This is a genomic window from Phyllobacterium sp. 21LDTY02-6, from assembly GCF_023554255.2.
Taxonomy (GTDB): domain Bacteria; phylum Pseudomonadota; class Alphaproteobacteria; order Rhizobiales; family Rhizobiaceae; genus Phyllobacterium.
In genome coordinates this window covers 1-14,970 of sequence record NZ_JAMJWD020000001.1, presented here as the reverse complement: position 1 = coordinate 14,970, position 14,970 = coordinate 1, and the positions used below count along the sequence as shown (strand labels likewise).

Genomic DNA, 14,970 nt, shown 5'->3' with positions numbered 1-14,970 from the left:
TCTGGTCTCACTTTTCTTTTTTCTTGTACATGGCGAGCATGCGATGGGTCACGAGGAACCCGCCGAAGATGTTGACGCTCGCCAGGACGAGCGCGATGAAACCGAAGCCCGTTGCCGCGCCGCTGGCCGAAAGGCCGACCGCGAGCAGCGCGCCGACGACGATGACCGACGAGATGGCGTTGGTGACGGCCATCAGCGGCGTATGCAGCGCCGGCGTAACCGACCAGACCACATAATACCCGACGAAGATCGACAGCACGAAGATGGCAAGGCGGAACACGAACGGATCCACCGCCCCACCGGTAACGGCATGCGCCGCGGCGCCCGCTGCGTCCGGCATGGTCTCGGCTGCCTGGCGCACCATTTCCGTCGCCTGGTTCAGCGTCTCGAGCGCTTTATTCAATGTATCCTCAGCCATCATGCCTCTCCTTCCGTCTTGACGGGCGGCGTAGTCTTAGCCTGTGCAGTCTTTTTCGGAGCAGCGGCCTTGCGCGCCGGAGCCTTCTTGACCGGAGCTTTCTCGGCCGAAGCTTTCTCGGCCGAAGCCTTTGTGACCGGGGCTTTCGTGATTGGAGCCTTCTCGGCCGTGGATGGTTTCTTTGCGCGGGCGGCGGCTTTTACCGCCGGCTTCCCGGCAGCCGGCGCTTGCGCGCTGGCGAAATTCGGGTGCACGACCCGGCCGTCATGGGTCAGGACGGTGGCCTTCACCAGTTCGTCCTCGAAATCGATCTTGAGCGCCTTCGCTTCCTTGTCGACCAGCGTTTCGACGAAAGCGACAAGGTTCTTGGCATAGAGCTGCGACGCGGTGGCGGCGATCCTGCCGGCAACGTTCAGATGGCCGACGATCTTCACGCCGTCGACCTCGATGGTCGCGCCAGCCTTGGCGCCCTCGACATTGCCGCCACGCTCGACCGCCAGATCGACGATCACCGAACCCGGCCGCATGCGGGAATACATTTCGCGCGACACGAGCCTTGGCGCGGGCCGGCCGGGGATCAGCGCCGTGGTGATGACGATGTCCTGCTTGGCGATGTGATCGGCAACGAGGGCCGCCTGCTTCGCCTGGTATTCCTTGGACATTTCCTTGGCATAGCCGCCTGCCGTTTCGGCGGCCTTGAACTCTTCGTCTTCCACCGCCAGGAACTTCGCCCCCAGTGAAGCGACCTGTTCCTTCACCGCCGGCCGCACATCGGTTGCGGTCACGACGGCACCGAGCCGGCGCGCCGTGGCGATGGCCTGAAGACCAGCGACGCCGACGCCCATGATGAAGACTTTCGCGGCAGGCACCGTGCCCGCAGCAGTCATCATCATCGGCATGGCGCGGTCATATTCCTCCGCGGCGTCGATGACGGCCTGGTAACCGGCGAGATTGGCCTGGCTCGAAAGCACGTCCATGACCTGCGCGCGGGTGATGCGGGGCATGAATTCCATGGTGAAGGCGGTCACGCCGGCATCGGCAAGTTCCTTCACGGCAGCATCATTGCCATAGGGATCGAGCATGGCGACGATCACGGCGCCACGCTTGTAGGACTTCAATTCGGCGGAGGATGGCCGCCGCACTTTCAGGATGATGTCGGCGGCCTTTGCATCGGATGATTTGCCGATTGTCGCGCCTGCCGCTACGAACTCGCTGTCCGGGATGCGCGATGCCGTGCCGGCGCCGCTTTCCACCACGACGGCAAAACCAAGCCCTATAAGCTTGCGAACCGTCTCCGCCGAGCCCGCAACACGCGGTTCGGTGGCATCAGTCTCTTTCGGTATGAATAATGTCTGAGCCAAGCTCTACCCCCCTGAAGCTGCACGCCGAACGGCTTGCCGCCGCTCACGCAAAATTACATCCGCGACCCCACCCGGCCGGCCGGCGGGTCCGACCGCCGGTCAAATGCCAGAAACTGCGTACGAAGCCCGTACCTCAGACAAAGAACCAGGCGGCCACGCAAATGACGATGAAAAGCACGAGCGCCGAGAAGAAACCGCCGGCAAAGAAGCCGAAAGCCATGGCAATCAACAATGCCACGCAGGTAATCACGCCCCATTTCGAAAGGTTCAGGAACAGATTGTAGGTGTTTTCATGCTCCTTGTAGTCCATGGGTGCGCCAAGCTCTGCGGGAGCCGTGTCGTGATGTTCCGCCATCTCAAAATCCTCATAATATCGACGTCCCATTCGCAATAGCGAAAACGGCGTTCCAGCGCAATGCGCAGATAGTCGCCCTTGCGCCTCGCCGGAGGCCAACGGGCTTTTTCCCGTCAGTTCAGCAGATTCGGGAACAGCCCCAGCACGCCGATGATGATGAGATAGAGCGCCACGACATAATTGAGCAGGCGCGGCGCGATCAGGATCAGGATGCCGGCGATCAGCGCGACAAGCGGGGCAATTGCGATTTGGGTGATCATGGATATCTCTCCTTGGTGCCTGCCATGGGCCACAGGGAGACGAGCCTAAAACCCCACCGAATGCAAGCCCGGAGGCGACTTTGCCGCCAGATCATCGCATCATGAAGCGGGGCAATCCTGCTTGTCCGGCGTTCGGTCGGGGTTGGCATCATAGAGTGGCCCGACGACGAGCGGCTTGTCGGGCATCAGCGACTGATCCGTATCGGAGACCATCATGCGCTCGATGGTCTGCAGCTTCGCGCCGCCGGCGTCCACGAGTTCGATCACGACATGATATTCCTTGTGCGCCTTCACACATTTGACCGGCGGGCTCTGCACCGTGATGCGCTCCATCGTCGGCCAGATCCTTTGCTCGACCACGAGGGGCTCGCCGCCGGCCGGATTGTCGAATGTCGCCTTCAGGCGCGTCTCCTCCGGCAGCGGCCGCAGCCTGTTCAGCGTCAGGAGGTAAGTCGCCTCTGCAATCCGGTAATTGAACACGAACAGTTTTCCGCTCACCTGCAGATAATCGGCCTGCCCGGCATCGCGGCAGGCACAAAGGACCAGCAGCAGGGCCAGCCAAAGGCCCGGATGGCGGAGCCCCCCTGTCGGCCTAGAGCGCGGTTTCATCGGCGTTCCTGCGGCTGTAATGGCGCTTCGCCTTGGCCCTGTTGCCGCAGATCGCCATGTCGCACCAGCGGCGGCTGCGATTGCGGCTTTGATCAAGGTAAAGCCAGTGGCAATTCGGGCAAATCTTGATCCGCGACTGCCAGCGCTGATCGAGAAGCCGCATGGCGGAAAGAACGGCGGCGACATTGAGTGGCAGGTCGCCCAAATCGCCATTGCCGCCGCCGGCAAGCCTCAGCCTCGCATCGGGCTGTTCTTCAACGCCATTGGCGGCAAGGCGCAGGAAGCTAGCCATATGCGCCGCGCCATAGGCCTCATCCGCCACCGCATCGCGGAACAGCCGGTTGATCGCCTCGCGCAGATCGATCAGGCGGCTCGCCTGTTCCTCCGTCGCCGGCGCCCGCAGCCGTGCGCCGCCCAGTTCTTCCGCACGAAACCGCGAGGCCGCCGCGGCGAATGCCGCCATCTGTACGCGGTCGTCGAAACGGTCCAGCGCCCGTTGCGGCGCCTGCCGGTAGATCACCGTATTGACGAGGTCCAGCGCCAGCGCACCGCCGCTGAACCGATGTTCCGTCCACGCAAATGTCATGGCTAAATTCTAACTGGTAAAAAGCGTTTTGCAAGTTAGAATAGCGCTCAGGCTGGAACAGACCGAATGGGCTATTTTCTGCAACTTCTCCTGAATGGCATTCATAACGCCTCGCTCTATGCGTTGCTGGCCTATGGCTATGTCCTCATCCATGGCCTGACGCACCGGACCGACCTGTCCCTCGGCTCGGTTTTCGCCTTTTCCGGCCAGACCTTCATTCTCGGCACGGCATTCGGCTGGACCGCCCTGTGGATGACATTGCCGGCGGCCATGGGCTTCGGCCTGATGGTCGCCGTGATCTATGTCGGGCTCGGCGCCTGTCTCATAACGAAATACATCTATGAGCCGCTGCAAGATGCGGGAAGCCGCAACACGGTGCTCGTCGCGACGCTGGGCTTGAGCATCTTCCTGATGGAATTGTCGCGGATCGCCGCCAATACCCGCGATTATTGGCTGCCGCCCATGCTGGCACAGCCGGTGCGCATGGCCGGCGCGCTCGATGTCAGCCTTACACGGATGCAGATCGTCAATGTCGCGGCTGCCATCGCCATCATCTCCGCCGGCGAGTTCGTCATGCGCCTGACGGCGGCAGGCAGGACCTGGCGCGCCGTCAGCGACGAACCGGCCGCCGCCGCCCTCTGCGGGATCGACCCGCGCCGGGTGCGCATGCTCGCGGTATTCGCCGCCTATGCGATCTGTGCGCTGACCGGCTTTCTGGCGGCGCTCTACTACGGCAATATCAGCTTCACGACCGGGATGGTGTTCGGCCTGAAGATCCTCTTCATCACCGCCGCCGGCAGCTTTTCGCAGCCGCTGCTTGCCGCCTTGGGCGCTGCGGCGGTCGGCATGGCGGAGTCGCTATGGGGCGGCTATTTCCCTGTCCTGTGGAAGGATGCCGCCATTTTCTCGCTGCTGGTGTTCGTCCTGGCCGTGCGGACGTTTCCGCACGATGAACGCGTCTAGCCCTGCAGGCTGTGGCCGCCATCGATGGTGATGACGGTGCCGGTGACATAGCTGCTGGCATCCGAGGCCAGCAGAAGCACCGTGCCGTCGATATCGTCGGGCGAACCCAGCCGGCGCATCGGATTGCGTCCCTGGAAGAAGCCCTTGGCGGGTCCATCCATGATCGTTTCGTTCAACCGTGTCGGAAACCAGCCGGGCGCAATGGCATTGACCCGGATGCCGTATGGCGCCCATTCGAGCGCAAGGGAGCGCGTCATCTGCGTCACCGCCGCCTTGGACATGGCATAGGCTGACGAGCCCTTGATCGGCGCATCGGCCAATATGCTGGACAGGTTGATGATAGAACCGCCGCGCTTCTGCGCGATCATGCGTCTCGCGGCTTCCTGCGCGACGAAGAATGCGCCTTCGACATTGACCTCGAAAATCTGCCGCAGCTGCTCATGCGTCGTCGTCAGCGCCCGTTCGATGGACGCAATGCCGGCATTGTTGAAAACCACCGTCACGAGACCGAACGAGCGCTCGGCTTCATCGAAGGCGCGGGCTATGTCGTCGGTTATCGTGACGTCGGCAATGATGTTCAATATGTTCGGGTGCCGGGCATTGTCCGGCGCGGGCGTGCGCGATATGGAAACGACATTGGCGCCATTGGCGGCCAATACCTGCGCCATCTGCAGGCCGAGCCCGGAGGAGCCGCCGGTAACCACGATGGTTTTCCCCGCGACGGAAAGACATCCATCAACTGTCATTGACCATCACCGATGAGCCGCACGTTCATCCGATCCTGTTAACCTGCTCATCGGCATAAGACAACCGCAAGTAGCTGGCCGCAAGTAGCTTGATCGAGGGCATGGCCGCCGCGCCTGCATCGAGACGCGCCGGCCACAGGGCTCAGAGCTTGCCGTTGCGCTGCTGCACCATCATGAACGTATCGAAAGTATATTCCGCTATCTGCGCATAAAGGAAATGCTCGTTGCGGAATGCCTTGATCGACTGCCAGATCTTCTTGAACGGCTCGTTATTGGCTTCGAGTTCCGCATAGATATCATTGGCCGTGGTGAAGCAGGCGCTGAGGATTTCGGGGCTGAACGGCCGCAATTGCGCACCGCCGGCGACGAGCCGCTTGATCGCGCTTGGATTGAGATAATCATATTGCTGCAGCATGTTGGCATCGACCGACTGCGCCACGGTGCGGAACAGCGACTGGTAGATGGGCGGCAGCGAATCCCACTTTTCCTTGTTGACCATGAAACTGACGGTCGGACCGCCTTCCCACCAGCCGGGATAGTAGTAATAGGGCGCCACCTTCTGCAGGCCGAGCTTCTCATCATCGGCCGGACCGACGAATTCCGCGGCATCGATCGTGCCTTTCTCCAGGGCGGGATAGACGTCGCCGCCCGCAAGCTGCTGCGGCACGACGCCCAGCGTCTCGAGGATACGGCCGGCAAAGCCGCCGACGCGCATCTTCAACCCCTTGAGATCGTCGAGCGTGTTGATCTCCTTGCGGAACCAGCCGCCCATCTGCACGCCGGTATTGCCGCCCGGATAGACCTGCAACCCCTGCTTGTTGAAGAACTCGTTCATCAGGTCGATGCCGCCACCATGATAGTGCCAGGCATTCATGCCGCGCGCATTCAGCGCGAACGGAACCGCGGCGCCCAGCGCCCAGGTCGGGTCCTTGCCCCAGTAATAATAGGCGACCGAATGGCACATCTCGACCGTGCCGGCCGCCGTTGCGTCGGCCACCTGCAGCGCCGGGACGATTTCGCCGGCGGCAAAGGGCTGGATGGTGAAATTGCCGTCCGTTGCTTCGCTCAGCCGCTTGGCGAATGCTTCGCCTGCGCCGAAAAGGATCGCCAGCGTCTTCGGAAATGACGAGGCGCAGCGCCAGGTGATCTTTGGCAGGGATTGTGCGATCGCTGGCGCCGCCAGACCGGAAGCCGCAACAGCGCCGGCGCCGGCAAAACCTGCTTTCGTGATAAAGGAACGACGATCCATCTATTCTCCTCCCATGGGGTACACCACCAATTCTCGGCCCCGATCGACGGGCGTTCCGCCTCGTTCTCCGATTCTCGCGCACCTTACACACTCGTCGCGGCTAGTCCAGCATCACGAGCGGCCATGCCATTGGAATTCGGCCCGAGTCGCATTACATTGGTGGAAATCCTGGTTGGAGTACATGCAATGCGGCAGCCCCTCGTCGCCATCACATCCGATGTCCGCAGTTTCGAGAATTACACATGGCATGCTGCCCCGGACCAGTATCTCATGGCCGCCTTCGATGCGGCAGGCGTCATCCCGCTGATCGTTCCTTCCTTCGGCGCCAGCCTTGATGTCGATGCCGTTCTCGACGGCGTCGACGGCGTATTGGTGACCGGCTCGAAGTCGAACGTCCATCCGTCGCTCTACGGTGTCCAGCCGAGCGAAGCCCATGAACCCTTCGATCCCGCCCGCGACGCTACCTCGCTGCCGCTGATCCGCCGCGCCATCGAGCGCGGCGTCCCGCTTCTCGCCATCTGCCGCGGCATCCAGGAATTGAACGTTGCACTCGGCGGCACGCTGGCGACGGAGATCCAGGAGCTGGACGGCCGCATGGACCATCGCGCGCCGCAATCGGAAGATCAGGCCGAGCGCTTCGCCATACGCCACCCGGTGCGGATCAAGCCCGGCTCGTGCCTGGCCGACATCATGCGCGAAGGCACGATCAAGGTGAATTCGGTCCATCGCCAGGCGATCGACCGGCCGGCCGCACAATTGGAAATCGAGGCAACCGCCGAAGATGGCACCATCGAAGCGGTATCCGTGAAGAATGCCGCTGCATTCGCCGTGGGCGTGCAGTGGCATCCGGAATATTGGGTCAAGACCGACAGCGCCTCGCGCAAGGTGTTCCAGGCCTTCGGCGAAGCGGTACGGACGCACAAGGCGCGCCGGTCCGGGCTTCAGGCAGCCGAATAGAGCCTACCGTTCCCGTGGTTTCGAAGTGGATTGCCGGATGCGCAGTTCCGGCTTGATCAGTTCCTGCCGCGCATGCGTGTCGGCGCCATTGAGCTGATCGAGCAAGGCCCGCGCCGCGCGCTGCCCCACCTCCCGCTGGCCGTTCCACACCGTCGTCAGGGCGGGCGTCGCAATGGCCGCCTCCTCCAGATCGTCATATCCGGTCACGGAAATATCGACGCCGGCCACCAGCCCGGCGCGGGCGATGCCGTTCATCATGCCGATGGCGCAAAGATCGTTCCAGCACACCGCCGCCGTCGGATGGTCCTTCAGCGCCAGGAACTGCGGCGCCGCGTCAAAACCTGCCTGCTTCGTCCTTGGCCCGGGGATACGCCATTCGGGCTTGGCCTCGAGCCCGGCCTTCTGCATCGCCTGGAGATAGCCCTCGTAACGGTCGCGCCCGGTCGATGTCTGGTCGGTGCCGCCGACCATGGCGATGCGCGTATGGCCGAGCGAGATGAGGTGATTGGTGGCAAGGCCGATCCCATAGGCGTCGTCGCCGCGAAACACCGGCACATTGGCATCCTGGACCGTACGGGCGATGAGCACGACCGGCAGGCCATTGTCCTCCGCCATGCGGATGTCTTCGGCCGGCGTGCCGATTGCCGGCGACATGATGACGCCATCGCCGCCGAGCTGCAGCAGCGTCTCGATGAAGGTGCGCTGCTTCTCGACCTGATCATAATGGTTGGACAGGATGAAGGTCTGGCCGGAACGGTCCAGCTCGCCCTCGATGGCGCGCAGGATCTCCGCAAAGAAGGGGTTCATGATGTCGTGCACGACGACGCCGACAATACCGGACCGCGAAGTCCTCAGGCTTGCCGCGCGGCGATTGTAGATATAACCGATCGCCCGTGCATGTTCCTTGATTTTCTCCCTTGTCTGGTCCGCCACCAAGGGACTGTCGCGCAAAGCCAGGGATACCGTGGCAGTAGACACTTTCAGCGCGTCGGCAATTGTCGATAGTTTAATTTTTTGCGCCAAAAGAAAGGCCTCCCGCGATTCTGTTCGCCGAACAGAACATTCGTCTCGCGTTATGCCATTGCTGCCGGATAAATCAAAGTTCTTTCATCTGCGAAGCAACAGGACTTTGCCACCGTCTTTCCGATGCGCCGGATATGCTCCATCGGCCGCCGGGACATCCTGCGCCGCCTTCATTCATCTTCGGAATCGTCGTCCACATCCTCGGAGCCGGTCTGGCGCAGCAGGTCCGCCGCCGAAAGGTTCATTTCGAGGCGCGACAACATTTTCACCAGCGTCTTGCGATCCTTCTTGTCGAAGCCCTTCATCGCGTCCTTCTCCGTCTTGCGGATCGACTTCTCGATGGATTTTATCGCCTCGTTGCCGGCGACGGTCAGGAAGATATGGGCCTGGCGCTGGTCGGTAGCCGAACCTTCCTTCTTGACGAAGCCCTGCGCCTGCAGCCGCGAAATCGTCTTGGTGATCGTCGGCGGGCGCACGCCCAGCCGCTTGGCAAGGACGCTCGGAGACAGCCCGTCCTCATGGGCGAGCTGCAGCATCACAGCATCCTGCCCGGCATAAAGCCCGTGGCCGAGCAGCCGAATGGCGAGCGCTGTCCGGGTGAGTCGCGCTGTCGCCTGGAGGCGATGGAGAATTAACGGTTTGCGATCCTTGACCATTCGAACTCTTGCTCCTTACGGACTACAATGACGATGAGTTGGCTACGACAGGACTAGTCTAACTTATTAACCAGGTGAATCTTCTACAAATCATTCCGCCAATGGCGCGTGTCGGCTCGCCATTGGCGCATGTCGGGCAGTGCCGTGAAGCACCGAATTTGCAAGGCTGGAATGGCGTTACTATGCTTGTGTGACAATCAGATGAAATTTGCCGACGAATTTCTAGGCGATTAAGCAGCGCGCCCTATTTTCATTTCCCATGGTGAAAATGCCGCTGTTTTGAGCTAGAACCGCGGGATGGCTTCCAACAATAGAATAGCGATCCTGCCGCTTGGCGCCCATGAGCAGCATGGCCCGCATCTTCCGTTCGAAACGGACGCGCTTATCGCCTCCGGCCTTGTCGAGAGGCTGAAACCCCTGCTGCCGCGCGAACTCGACGTGGAATTTCTCCCCACCGAGACCGTCGGCTACTCCGTCGAGCATATGGACATCGAAGGAACGCGCAGCCTCTCGTTCGACGAGGCCGTCAATCGCTGGATCGGCATCGGCGAAAGCCTGGCCAGGCGCGGCATCGCCAAATTCGTCATGTTCAATGCCCATGGCGGCAATTCGCCTTTGATGACCATCGTCGCGACCGAACTGCGCGTCCGTTTCGACATGCTGGCCGTCGCAACGAGCTGGACACGGTTCGGCCTGCCGGCGGGCCTGATTTCGCCTGAGGAGAAGGCGCTCGACATCCATGGCGGCTTCATCGAAACCTCGGTGATGCTGGCTTTGCATCCGGACCTGGTGAATGTTCCGGCGGCGGCGAACTTCCCTTCCCGGCAGGCGCTTTTCGCCCGCAAGTTCAAGCATCTGCGCGCCTATGGCCCGCACGCATTTGGCTGGAAGATGACGGACCTCAATGCGCAGGGTGTGGCAGGACGGGCCGATCTCGCCAGTGCCGCGGCCGGCGAGGCGATCATCGAACATTGCCTGGCGGCGACGGTCGAACTGCTGGGGGACGTGGCGGCGTTCGACGTGGCATCGCTGCGCCGCGCCCCACTTCAGCAGGATTGATGTTTTCCATAGAATTATTGCACGAAGGACGTGTGGCAAAACCCGGCCCGATCACCTATATCCTGTGTCTGATCAAGAAAAGAGGCACACGATGAGTGAAGCTCAAACCGTTTCAGCGTCACCGAACGAGGCGCAGACATCGCAGATTCCGGTCACTGTCCTGACGGGCTATCTCGGCTCCGGCAAGACCACCCTGCTCAACCGCATCCTGAGCGAGGATCATGGCAAGCGCTACGCCGTGATCGTCAATGAGTTCGGCGAGATCGGCATCGACAATGACCTGATCGTCGAATCCGACGAAGAAATCTACGAGATGAACAATGGCTGCATCTGCTGCACCGTTCGCGGCGATCTCATTCGCGTCGTCGAGGGCCTGATGCGCCGGCCGGGACGCTTCGACGCGATCATCGTCGAAACGACCGGCCTTGCGGACCCTGTTCCCGTGGCCCAGACCTTCTTCATGGACGACGATGTGCGCAAGAAGACTGCGCTCGATGCCGTGATCGCGCTTGTCGACGCCAAGCATCTGCCGCTCCGCCTGAAGGACAGCCGCGAAGCGGAGGACCAGATCGCCTTTGCCGATGTCGTCCTCCTCAACAAGACCGATCTCGTCGACGCAAAGGAACTCGCCGCCGTCGAGGCAACCGTGCGCGCCATCAACCCGCATGCCGTCATCCACCGGACGGAACGCGCCGGCATCGATCTGGCCAAGGTGCTGGATCGGGGTGCGTTCGACCTGTCGCGCGCGCTCGAGAGCGACCCGCATTTCCTGGATCATGATCATCCCGACCATGTTTGCGGTCCCGATTGCGATCACGACCATGATCACCACCACCATGACGGACATCATCATCACGACCATCATGGCCATGATCATGATCATGACCACCATCACCATGGCGAAGCCTCGCCGATCCATGACGTCACTGTCCGCTCGGTATCGCTGCGCAGCGGTGAACTGAACGCCGACAAGTTCTTCCCCTGGATACAGAAGATCACCCAGGAACAGGGACCGGACATCCTGCGGCTGAAAGGCATTCTCGCATTCAGCAACGACCCCGACCGCTACGTCATCCAGGGTGTTCACATGATCATCGAGGGCGACCATCAGCGCGCCTGGAAGCCGGGCGAGAAGCATGACAGCCGCCTCGTCTTCATCGGGCGCAATCTCGACGAGGCGGCGTTGAAAGCCGGACTAGAGGGCTGCCTTGCCTGATGCCGACAATCGCACCGCTTGATTTGAACGGGCACTGCATAGATGCCCGTTTCGTACAGAACGTCCCGTTTTTCGCGCTCGCCGATGGCTCCGTCCATCGGCTCGACAATGGACACAAGACCGTCGAGGCTCATGACGGGCTGCTTTGCGCCATCCCCACGGCCGACGGCAAGGCGCTGCTGACCGCCGGCGAAGACGGCCGTGTCTGTTCGACGGGATTGAACGGGACCGTGCAGGAACTCGCCAGCCAGCCGCGCAAATGGATCACCTCCCTCGCTGCCGCGCCGAACGGCGCCATAGCCTATGGCTCCGGGCGTTTCGTCTGGACGCGCCTGCCCGATGGCACCACGAAGGAAATCGCGCATGAACGCAGCGTCGAAGGCATAGGCTTTGCGCCGAAGGGCCTGCGGCTCGCGGTGGCGCGCTATAATGGCGTGACGCTGCACTGGCCGGCTACGGCAAGCCCGCCGACCGAACTGGAATGGAAGGGCGCCCATATCGGCGTCATTTATTCACCCGACAACCGCTTTCTCGTGACTTCGATGCAGGAAAATGCCCTGCATGGCTGGCGGCTCGAGGATAACCGGCACATGCGCATGACGGGCTATCCTGCCAAGGTGAAAAGCTGGTCGTGGAGCGTCAAGGGCAAATGGCTCGCGACCTCCGGCGCGCCTGCGGCGATCATCTGGCCGTTCGCCGGCAAGGACGGACCGATGGGCAAGGCGCCGCTGGAGCTCGGCACGCGCGGCGATAGTATGGTGACTGCCGTTGCCTGCCATCCTGTCGAGGAAATCGTCGCGATCGGCTATTCCGATGGCATGATCCTCGTCGGCCGTTTCGGCGACCAGAAGGAAGTCGTGCTGCGGCGGCCCGGCAAGGGCGCGATCTCGGCCATGGGCTGGGACGATATCGGCCACCGCCTCGTCTTCGGCACCGAGCCGGGCGATTGCGGCGTGGTCGACATAACCGCCGCCTAGTCTCTCCCTGCCAACCGCCAGCCTGGCATTCCGGCGCGAAACAACGCATCGCGCCGGTTGCCGGGGTGAATGTTCCAGCTACGCAATTGCTAGTTCAGCAATCGCGCGAAATCCTGGTCCAGCTTTTGCAGCGCCGTGTCGACATGCTGGCGCTTTTCCTCGATCCACTTGCCCTGCGCCGCCAGCCGCGATCGCGAGGAAGCAATCATCTTCTCCATCTCTTGCGGCTGGGGACCGCCTTCGGTTGCCCTGTTGCGAATGATGGCGACAGGATCGAGCGCGGCGCGGAACTCCGCCTCGGTCATTGGAAGTTCCTTGGCGGCCGCGGTGTCCTTGACCGCCTGCGCATAGATCTTCTTCGCCTCTTCATAGGGAAAATCCAGTGGTCTGATCCCGTGCTGCCGCGCATGGCTGACCACCTCCGAAGCGAAATGATGGCCTTCCCTGAATGGCAGCTTGTGCTTGCGCATCAATATGTCCGCCAGTTCCTGCGATGCGGTCCAATCGCTGTTGAGCTCCTCGAGCGCCCGTTGCGGATCGATGACCAATGCCTGGTAGACATCGTCGAGCCGCGTCAGCGCCTTGATGGCGGCGTCGATCATCTCCGAATTCTGATCCACATCCTTCGGGTCGCTCATGCCGGGGGTGATATTGTGGGCCTGGATCACCGGTCCCATGGCCAATGTCACCGCCGTGGAGGCATCGCTGCGCGTGGAATTGAGAATGCCGGGATTGCGCTTCTGTGGCATGGCGCTCGACACATAGGTATTGGCGCCGCCCTCCTGCAGCAGGATCCACGGCCGCGACTGCGCATATTGGGTCATGACGTCTTCGACATAATTGCCGATATGCAACCCGATGCTGGTCACGATTGCTGCGACTTCGACCGGTTCGTCCGCCGAAGATATCTGCGACGCATCATAGGCATTCTCGACGATCTGGCCGAAACCGAGATAATCCGCCATGCGGCGCCGGTTCAGCGGCCAGCTCGAACCGTTGAGGACCGTCGTTCCCATCGCCGAGCGATCGATGCGGGCATAGGCCTCCCTGATCCGCTGGGCGTCCCGATCGAAGCCGGCCGCATGGCCCAGCAGATAATGGCCATAGCTGTTGGGCTGGGCGGCGACGCCATTGGTATAGTTGGGGACGATCGTGTCGACGTGCCTGGCTGCAAGCTCGACCAAAGTCGTCGACGTCTTGTTGAGCTGGTCGCCGAGCTGCAGCAGCTTTTCGCGCAATATCGCCGCGCGGTAGGTGGCGTGCATGTCCTGGCTCGATCGCCCGGCATGCAGCAATGTCACATCGATCCCGCCGGCCTCGATGAGCAGCGGCTCGAAGGTGATGACAGTGCTCGGCCGTTTCGCGCCCGGCTTGTCGGCAGCTTCGATGACCTTGCCGAGTGCCTTGGCAATGGCGGGTGTCATTGCCTTGTCGAGAAGCCCCTCATCGCTGTTGATGACCGTGGTGGCCTTGTTGATCTCGGCGAGCCAGAAGAATTCGTCGCGCTTGGACGAAGGTTCCGCCATCGCGATGGATATCGAGCCGGCCAGACCGGCGACAAGGGCGCAGACCGCCGCTCTCAAGGTCCTGTTCGTGCTGTTCGTCTTGATAGCCCTGCCCTCGCCTGTCCTGGCCGCCATTTGCTCCGTCATGAATGATCCTCCTGCGATTTGGCCTCTGCAGAAGTTTTGTCATGCGCTGGCGGATCTGTCCAATCCCGACGAACGGTCGCGATCGGTAGGGTTCCGAGATCATCGGTTATGCAATATGCCGCACTCCACCTCCCTCATGCTGAGCCCCCACCTCCCTCATGCTGAGCTTGTCGAAGCACGCACTATGCTGATGCAACAAAAAGGGATTTGGCCTGCTTCTTGTCTGGAGCTGGCGGAGTGTGGAGTTGGGGATGAGAAGCTGGTTTCGGGGTTTGTTCCGGGCGCTTGCGCCAGAAGCCCGCCGGCTTCATGGGCGAGACGGCCGCGCTCGAAGCGCTGATGGGACAGGACACGGTTTCGGAGGCCCGGAAACGCAAAAAGCCCCTTGCGGGGCTTTGTCTGGCTTGATGCCTGCTGGCTTGTCTGGTTTGGTTGCGGGGACAGGATTTGAACCTGTGACCTTCAGGTTATGAGCCTGACGAGCTACCGGGCTGCTCCACCCCGCGTCACCAAGATTTGCGGCGAATGCCGCTGGCAGCCCGGATTTCCGGGTTTGCCCGTGCTCGAAGCCCTTGGCTTCTGCGACCGGGCGGGGGCTGCTCCACCCCGCGTCACCAAGATTTGCGGCGAATGCCGCTGGCAGCCCGGATTTCCGGGTTTGCCCGTGCTCGAAGCTTGTGGCTTCGTCGGGCGGGGCGCTGCACGCCCTTTGACATCGATGTTTTCTGTGCCGCGTCACGTTTTTTGGCGTGTTGTTTTTTAAACGGCAACGGCCGCTTGCGCGGCCGGTATTGATTGAAGAGTTGTTTCCTGTTGCGTTTTGCAGACCTGGCAGCGACCTACTCTCCCGCGTCTTGAGACGAAGTACCATTGGCGCTGGGGC

At 61.8% G+C, this 14,970-nt stretch carries 16 protein-coding genes and 1 tRNA gene; 5 read left to right on the top strand and 12 right to left on the bottom strand.

Translation table 11 applies throughout. From position 1 onward, the window contains the following. Positions 1 to 7: 7 nt before the first annotated feature. From M8997_RS00085 to M8997_RS00060, 6 genes are all read right to left on the bottom strand, one after another. The gene (locus tag M8997_RS00085) at positions 8 to 418 is read right to left on the bottom strand and encodes an NAD(P) transhydrogenase subunit alpha (RefSeq protein WP_250020255.1); all 411 of its coding nucleotides are present in this window, start codon (positions 416 to 418) and stop codon (positions 8 to 10) included. Beyond that, positions 418 to 1,779, bottom strand: a complete 1,362-nt coding sequence (locus M8997_RS00080; RefSeq protein ID WP_250020254.1) for a Re/Si-specific NAD(P)(+) transhydrogenase subunit alpha — start codon at positions 1,777 to 1,779, stop codon at positions 418 to 420. The genes M8997_RS00085 and M8997_RS00080 overlap by 1 nt, the downstream gene beginning before the upstream one ends. A 133-nt stretch (positions 1,780 to 1,912) precedes the next feature. Further along, a complete protein-coding gene (locus tag M8997_RS00075; RefSeq protein WP_250020253.1) occupies positions 1,913 to 2,134 on the bottom strand; it encodes an aa3-type cytochrome c oxidase subunit IV in 222 nt (73 codons plus the stop codon). 113 nt (positions 2,135 to 2,247) lie between these two features. Then, positions 2,248 to 2,394 (bottom strand): DUF3096 domain-containing protein, encoded by a 147-nt coding sequence (locus tag M8997_RS00070; protein ID WP_008124743.1) that lies wholly within the window; start codon positions 2,392 to 2,394, stop codon positions 2,248 to 2,250. Between the two features lie 99 nt (positions 2,395 to 2,493). Continuing rightward, positions 2,494 to 3,003: a hypothetical protein gene (locus tag M8997_RS00065; protein ID WP_250020252.1), complete on the bottom strand. Its 510-nt coding sequence runs from the start codon at positions 3,001 to 3,003 to the stop codon at positions 2,494 to 2,496. Then, entirely contained in the window at positions 2,987 to 3,589 is a 603-nt protein-coding gene (locus tag M8997_RS00060; protein WP_250020251.1) for a CGNR zinc finger domain-containing protein, read from the bottom strand. The genes M8997_RS00065 and M8997_RS00060 overlap by 17 nt, the downstream gene beginning before the upstream one ends. Positions 3,590 to 3,655: 66 nt before the next feature. On the opposite strand from M8997_RS00060, the gene M8997_RS00055 reads away from it, so the two are divergent. Next, the gene (locus tag M8997_RS00055; protein ID WP_250020250.1) at positions 3,656 to 4,552 is read left to right on the top strand and encodes a branched-chain amino acid ABC transporter permease; all 897 of its coding nucleotides are present in this window, start codon (positions 3,656 to 3,658) and stop codon (positions 4,550 to 4,552) included. Here the strand turns inward: M8997_RS00055 and M8997_RS00050 are convergent. Both M8997_RS00050 and M8997_RS00045 read right to left on the bottom strand, forming a co-directional pair. After that, positions 4,549 to 5,298: an SDR family NAD(P)-dependent oxidoreductase gene (locus M8997_RS00050; RefSeq protein WP_250020249.1), complete on the bottom strand. Its 750-nt coding sequence runs from the start codon at positions 5,296 to 5,298 to the stop codon at positions 4,549 to 4,551. The two genes, M8997_RS00055 and M8997_RS00050, sit on opposite strands and share 4 nt — an antisense overlap. Positions 5,299 to 5,440: 142 nt before the next feature. After that, positions 5,441 to 6,547: a TRAP transporter substrate-binding protein gene (locus M8997_RS00045; protein ID WP_250020248.1), complete on the bottom strand. Its 1,107-nt coding sequence runs from the start codon at positions 6,545 to 6,547 to the stop codon at positions 5,441 to 5,443. Between the two features lie 186 nt (positions 6,548 to 6,733). On the opposite strand from M8997_RS00045, the gene M8997_RS00040 reads away from it, so the two are divergent. Continuing rightward, positions 6,734 to 7,504 carry a gamma-glutamyl-gamma-aminobutyrate hydrolase family protein gene (locus M8997_RS00040; protein WP_250020247.1) on the top strand — a complete coding sequence of 257 codons (771 nt, stop codon included), beginning with the start codon at positions 6,734 to 6,736 and terminating at the stop codon, positions 7,502 to 7,504. 3 nt (positions 7,505 to 7,507) lie between these two features. Here M8997_RS00040 and M8997_RS00035 read toward each other — a convergent pair whose 3' ends face one another. Next, positions 7,508 to 8,527 carry a LacI family DNA-binding transcriptional regulator gene (locus M8997_RS00035; RefSeq protein WP_250020246.1) on the bottom strand — a complete coding sequence of 340 codons (1,020 nt, stop codon included), beginning with the start codon at positions 8,525 to 8,527 and terminating at the stop codon, positions 7,508 to 7,510. Between the two features lie 170 nt (positions 8,528 to 8,697). Continuing rightward, entirely contained in the window at positions 8,698 to 9,183 is a 486-nt protein-coding gene (locus M8997_RS00030) for a MarR family winged helix-turn-helix transcriptional regulator (RefSeq protein ID WP_250020245.1), read from the bottom strand. A gap of 297 nt (positions 9,184 to 9,480) precedes the next feature. On the opposite strand from M8997_RS00030, the gene M8997_RS00025 reads away from it, so the two are divergent. The 3 genes from M8997_RS00025 to M8997_RS00015 all read left to right on the top strand — a co-directional run bounded on the left by M8997_RS00025 (position 9,481) and on the right by M8997_RS00015 (position 12,435). Continuing rightward, on the top strand, positions 9,481 to 10,242 hold the full coding sequence (locus M8997_RS00025; RefSeq protein WP_250020244.1) for a creatininase family protein: 762 nt from the start codon (positions 9,481 to 9,483) through the stop codon (positions 10,240 to 10,242). A gap of 91 nt (positions 10,243 to 10,333) precedes the next feature. Next, entirely contained in the window at positions 10,334 to 11,458 is a 1,125-nt protein-coding gene (locus tag M8997_RS00020; RefSeq protein WP_250020243.1) for a GTP-binding protein, read from the top strand. Next, positions 11,458 to 12,435 (top strand): WD40 repeat domain-containing protein, encoded by a 978-nt coding sequence (locus M8997_RS00015; RefSeq protein WP_250020242.1) that lies wholly within the window; start codon positions 11,458 to 11,460, stop codon positions 12,433 to 12,435. Before M8997_RS00020 ends, M8997_RS00015 begins: the two co-directional genes overlap by 1 nt. Before the next feature lie 89 nt (positions 12,436 to 12,524). Here M8997_RS00015 and M8997_RS00010 read toward each other — a convergent pair whose 3' ends face one another. Continuing rightward, positions 12,525 to 14,087, bottom strand: coding sequence for an argininosuccinate lyase (locus M8997_RS00010; RefSeq protein ID WP_250020241.1), 1,563 nt, complete (start codon positions 14,085 to 14,087; stop codon positions 12,525 to 12,527). A 429-nt stretch (positions 14,088 to 14,516) separates the two neighbouring features. Continuing rightward, positions 14,517 to 14,593 (bottom strand) — tRNA-Met (locus M8997_RS00005). Positions 14,594 to 14,970 lie beyond the last annotated feature (377 nt).

What these genes read in the sequence shown, in the direction of transcription:
- M8997_RS00085 (WP_250020255.1), bottom strand. Translation starts at nt 418, where the DNA reads ATGGCTGAGGATACATTGAATAAAGCGCTCGAGACGCTGAACCAGGCG.
- M8997_RS00075 (WP_250020253.1), bottom strand. Translation starts at nt 2,134, where the DNA reads ATGGCGGAACATCACGACACGGCTCCCGCAGAGCTTGGCGCACCCATG.
- M8997_RS00070 (WP_008124743.1), bottom strand. Translation starts at nt 2,394, where the DNA reads ATGATCACCCAAATCGCAATTGCCCCGCTTGTCGCGCTGATCGCCGGC.
- M8997_RS00065 (WP_250020252.1), bottom strand. Translation starts at nt 3,003, where the DNA reads ATGAAACCGCGCTCTAGGCCGACAGGGGGGCTCCGCCATCCGGGCCTT.
- M8997_RS00060 (WP_250020251.1), bottom strand. Translation starts at nt 3,589, where the DNA reads ATGACATTTGCGTGGACGGAACATCGGTTCAGCGGCGGTGCGCTGGCG.
- M8997_RS00055 (WP_250020250.1), top strand. Translation starts at nt 3,656, where the DNA reads ATGGGCTATTTTCTGCAACTTCTCCTGAATGGCATTCATAACGCCTCG.
- M8997_RS00050 (WP_250020249.1), bottom strand. Translation starts at nt 5,298, where the DNA reads ATGACAGTTGATGGATGTCTTTCCGTCGCGGGGAAAACCATCGTGGTT.
- M8997_RS00045 (WP_250020248.1), bottom strand. Translation starts at nt 6,547, where the DNA reads ATGGATCGTCGTTCCTTTATCACGAAAGCAGGTTTTGCCGGCGCCGGC.
- M8997_RS00040 (WP_250020247.1), top strand. Translation starts at nt 6,734, where the DNA reads ATGCGGCAGCCCCTCGTCGCCATCACATCCGATGTCCGCAGTTTCGAG.
- M8997_RS00030 (WP_250020245.1), bottom strand. Translation starts at nt 9,183, where the DNA reads ATGGTCAAGGATCGCAAACCGTTAATTCTCCATCGCCTCCAGGCGACA.
- M8997_RS00025 (WP_250020244.1), top strand. Translation starts at nt 9,481, where the DNA reads ATGGCTTCCAACAATAGAATAGCGATCCTGCCGCTTGGCGCCCATGAG.
- M8997_RS00020 (WP_250020243.1), top strand. Translation starts at nt 10,334, where the DNA reads ATGAGTGAAGCTCAAACCGTTTCAGCGTCACCGAACGAGGCGCAGACA.
- M8997_RS00015 (WP_250020242.1), top strand. Translation starts at nt 11,458, where the DNA reads ATGCCGACAATCGCACCGCTTGATTTGAACGGGCACTGCATAGATGCC.
- M8997_RS00010 (WP_250020241.1), bottom strand. Translation starts at nt 14,087, where the DNA reads ATGACGGAGCAAATGGCGGCCAGGACAGGCGAGGGCAGGGCTATCAAG.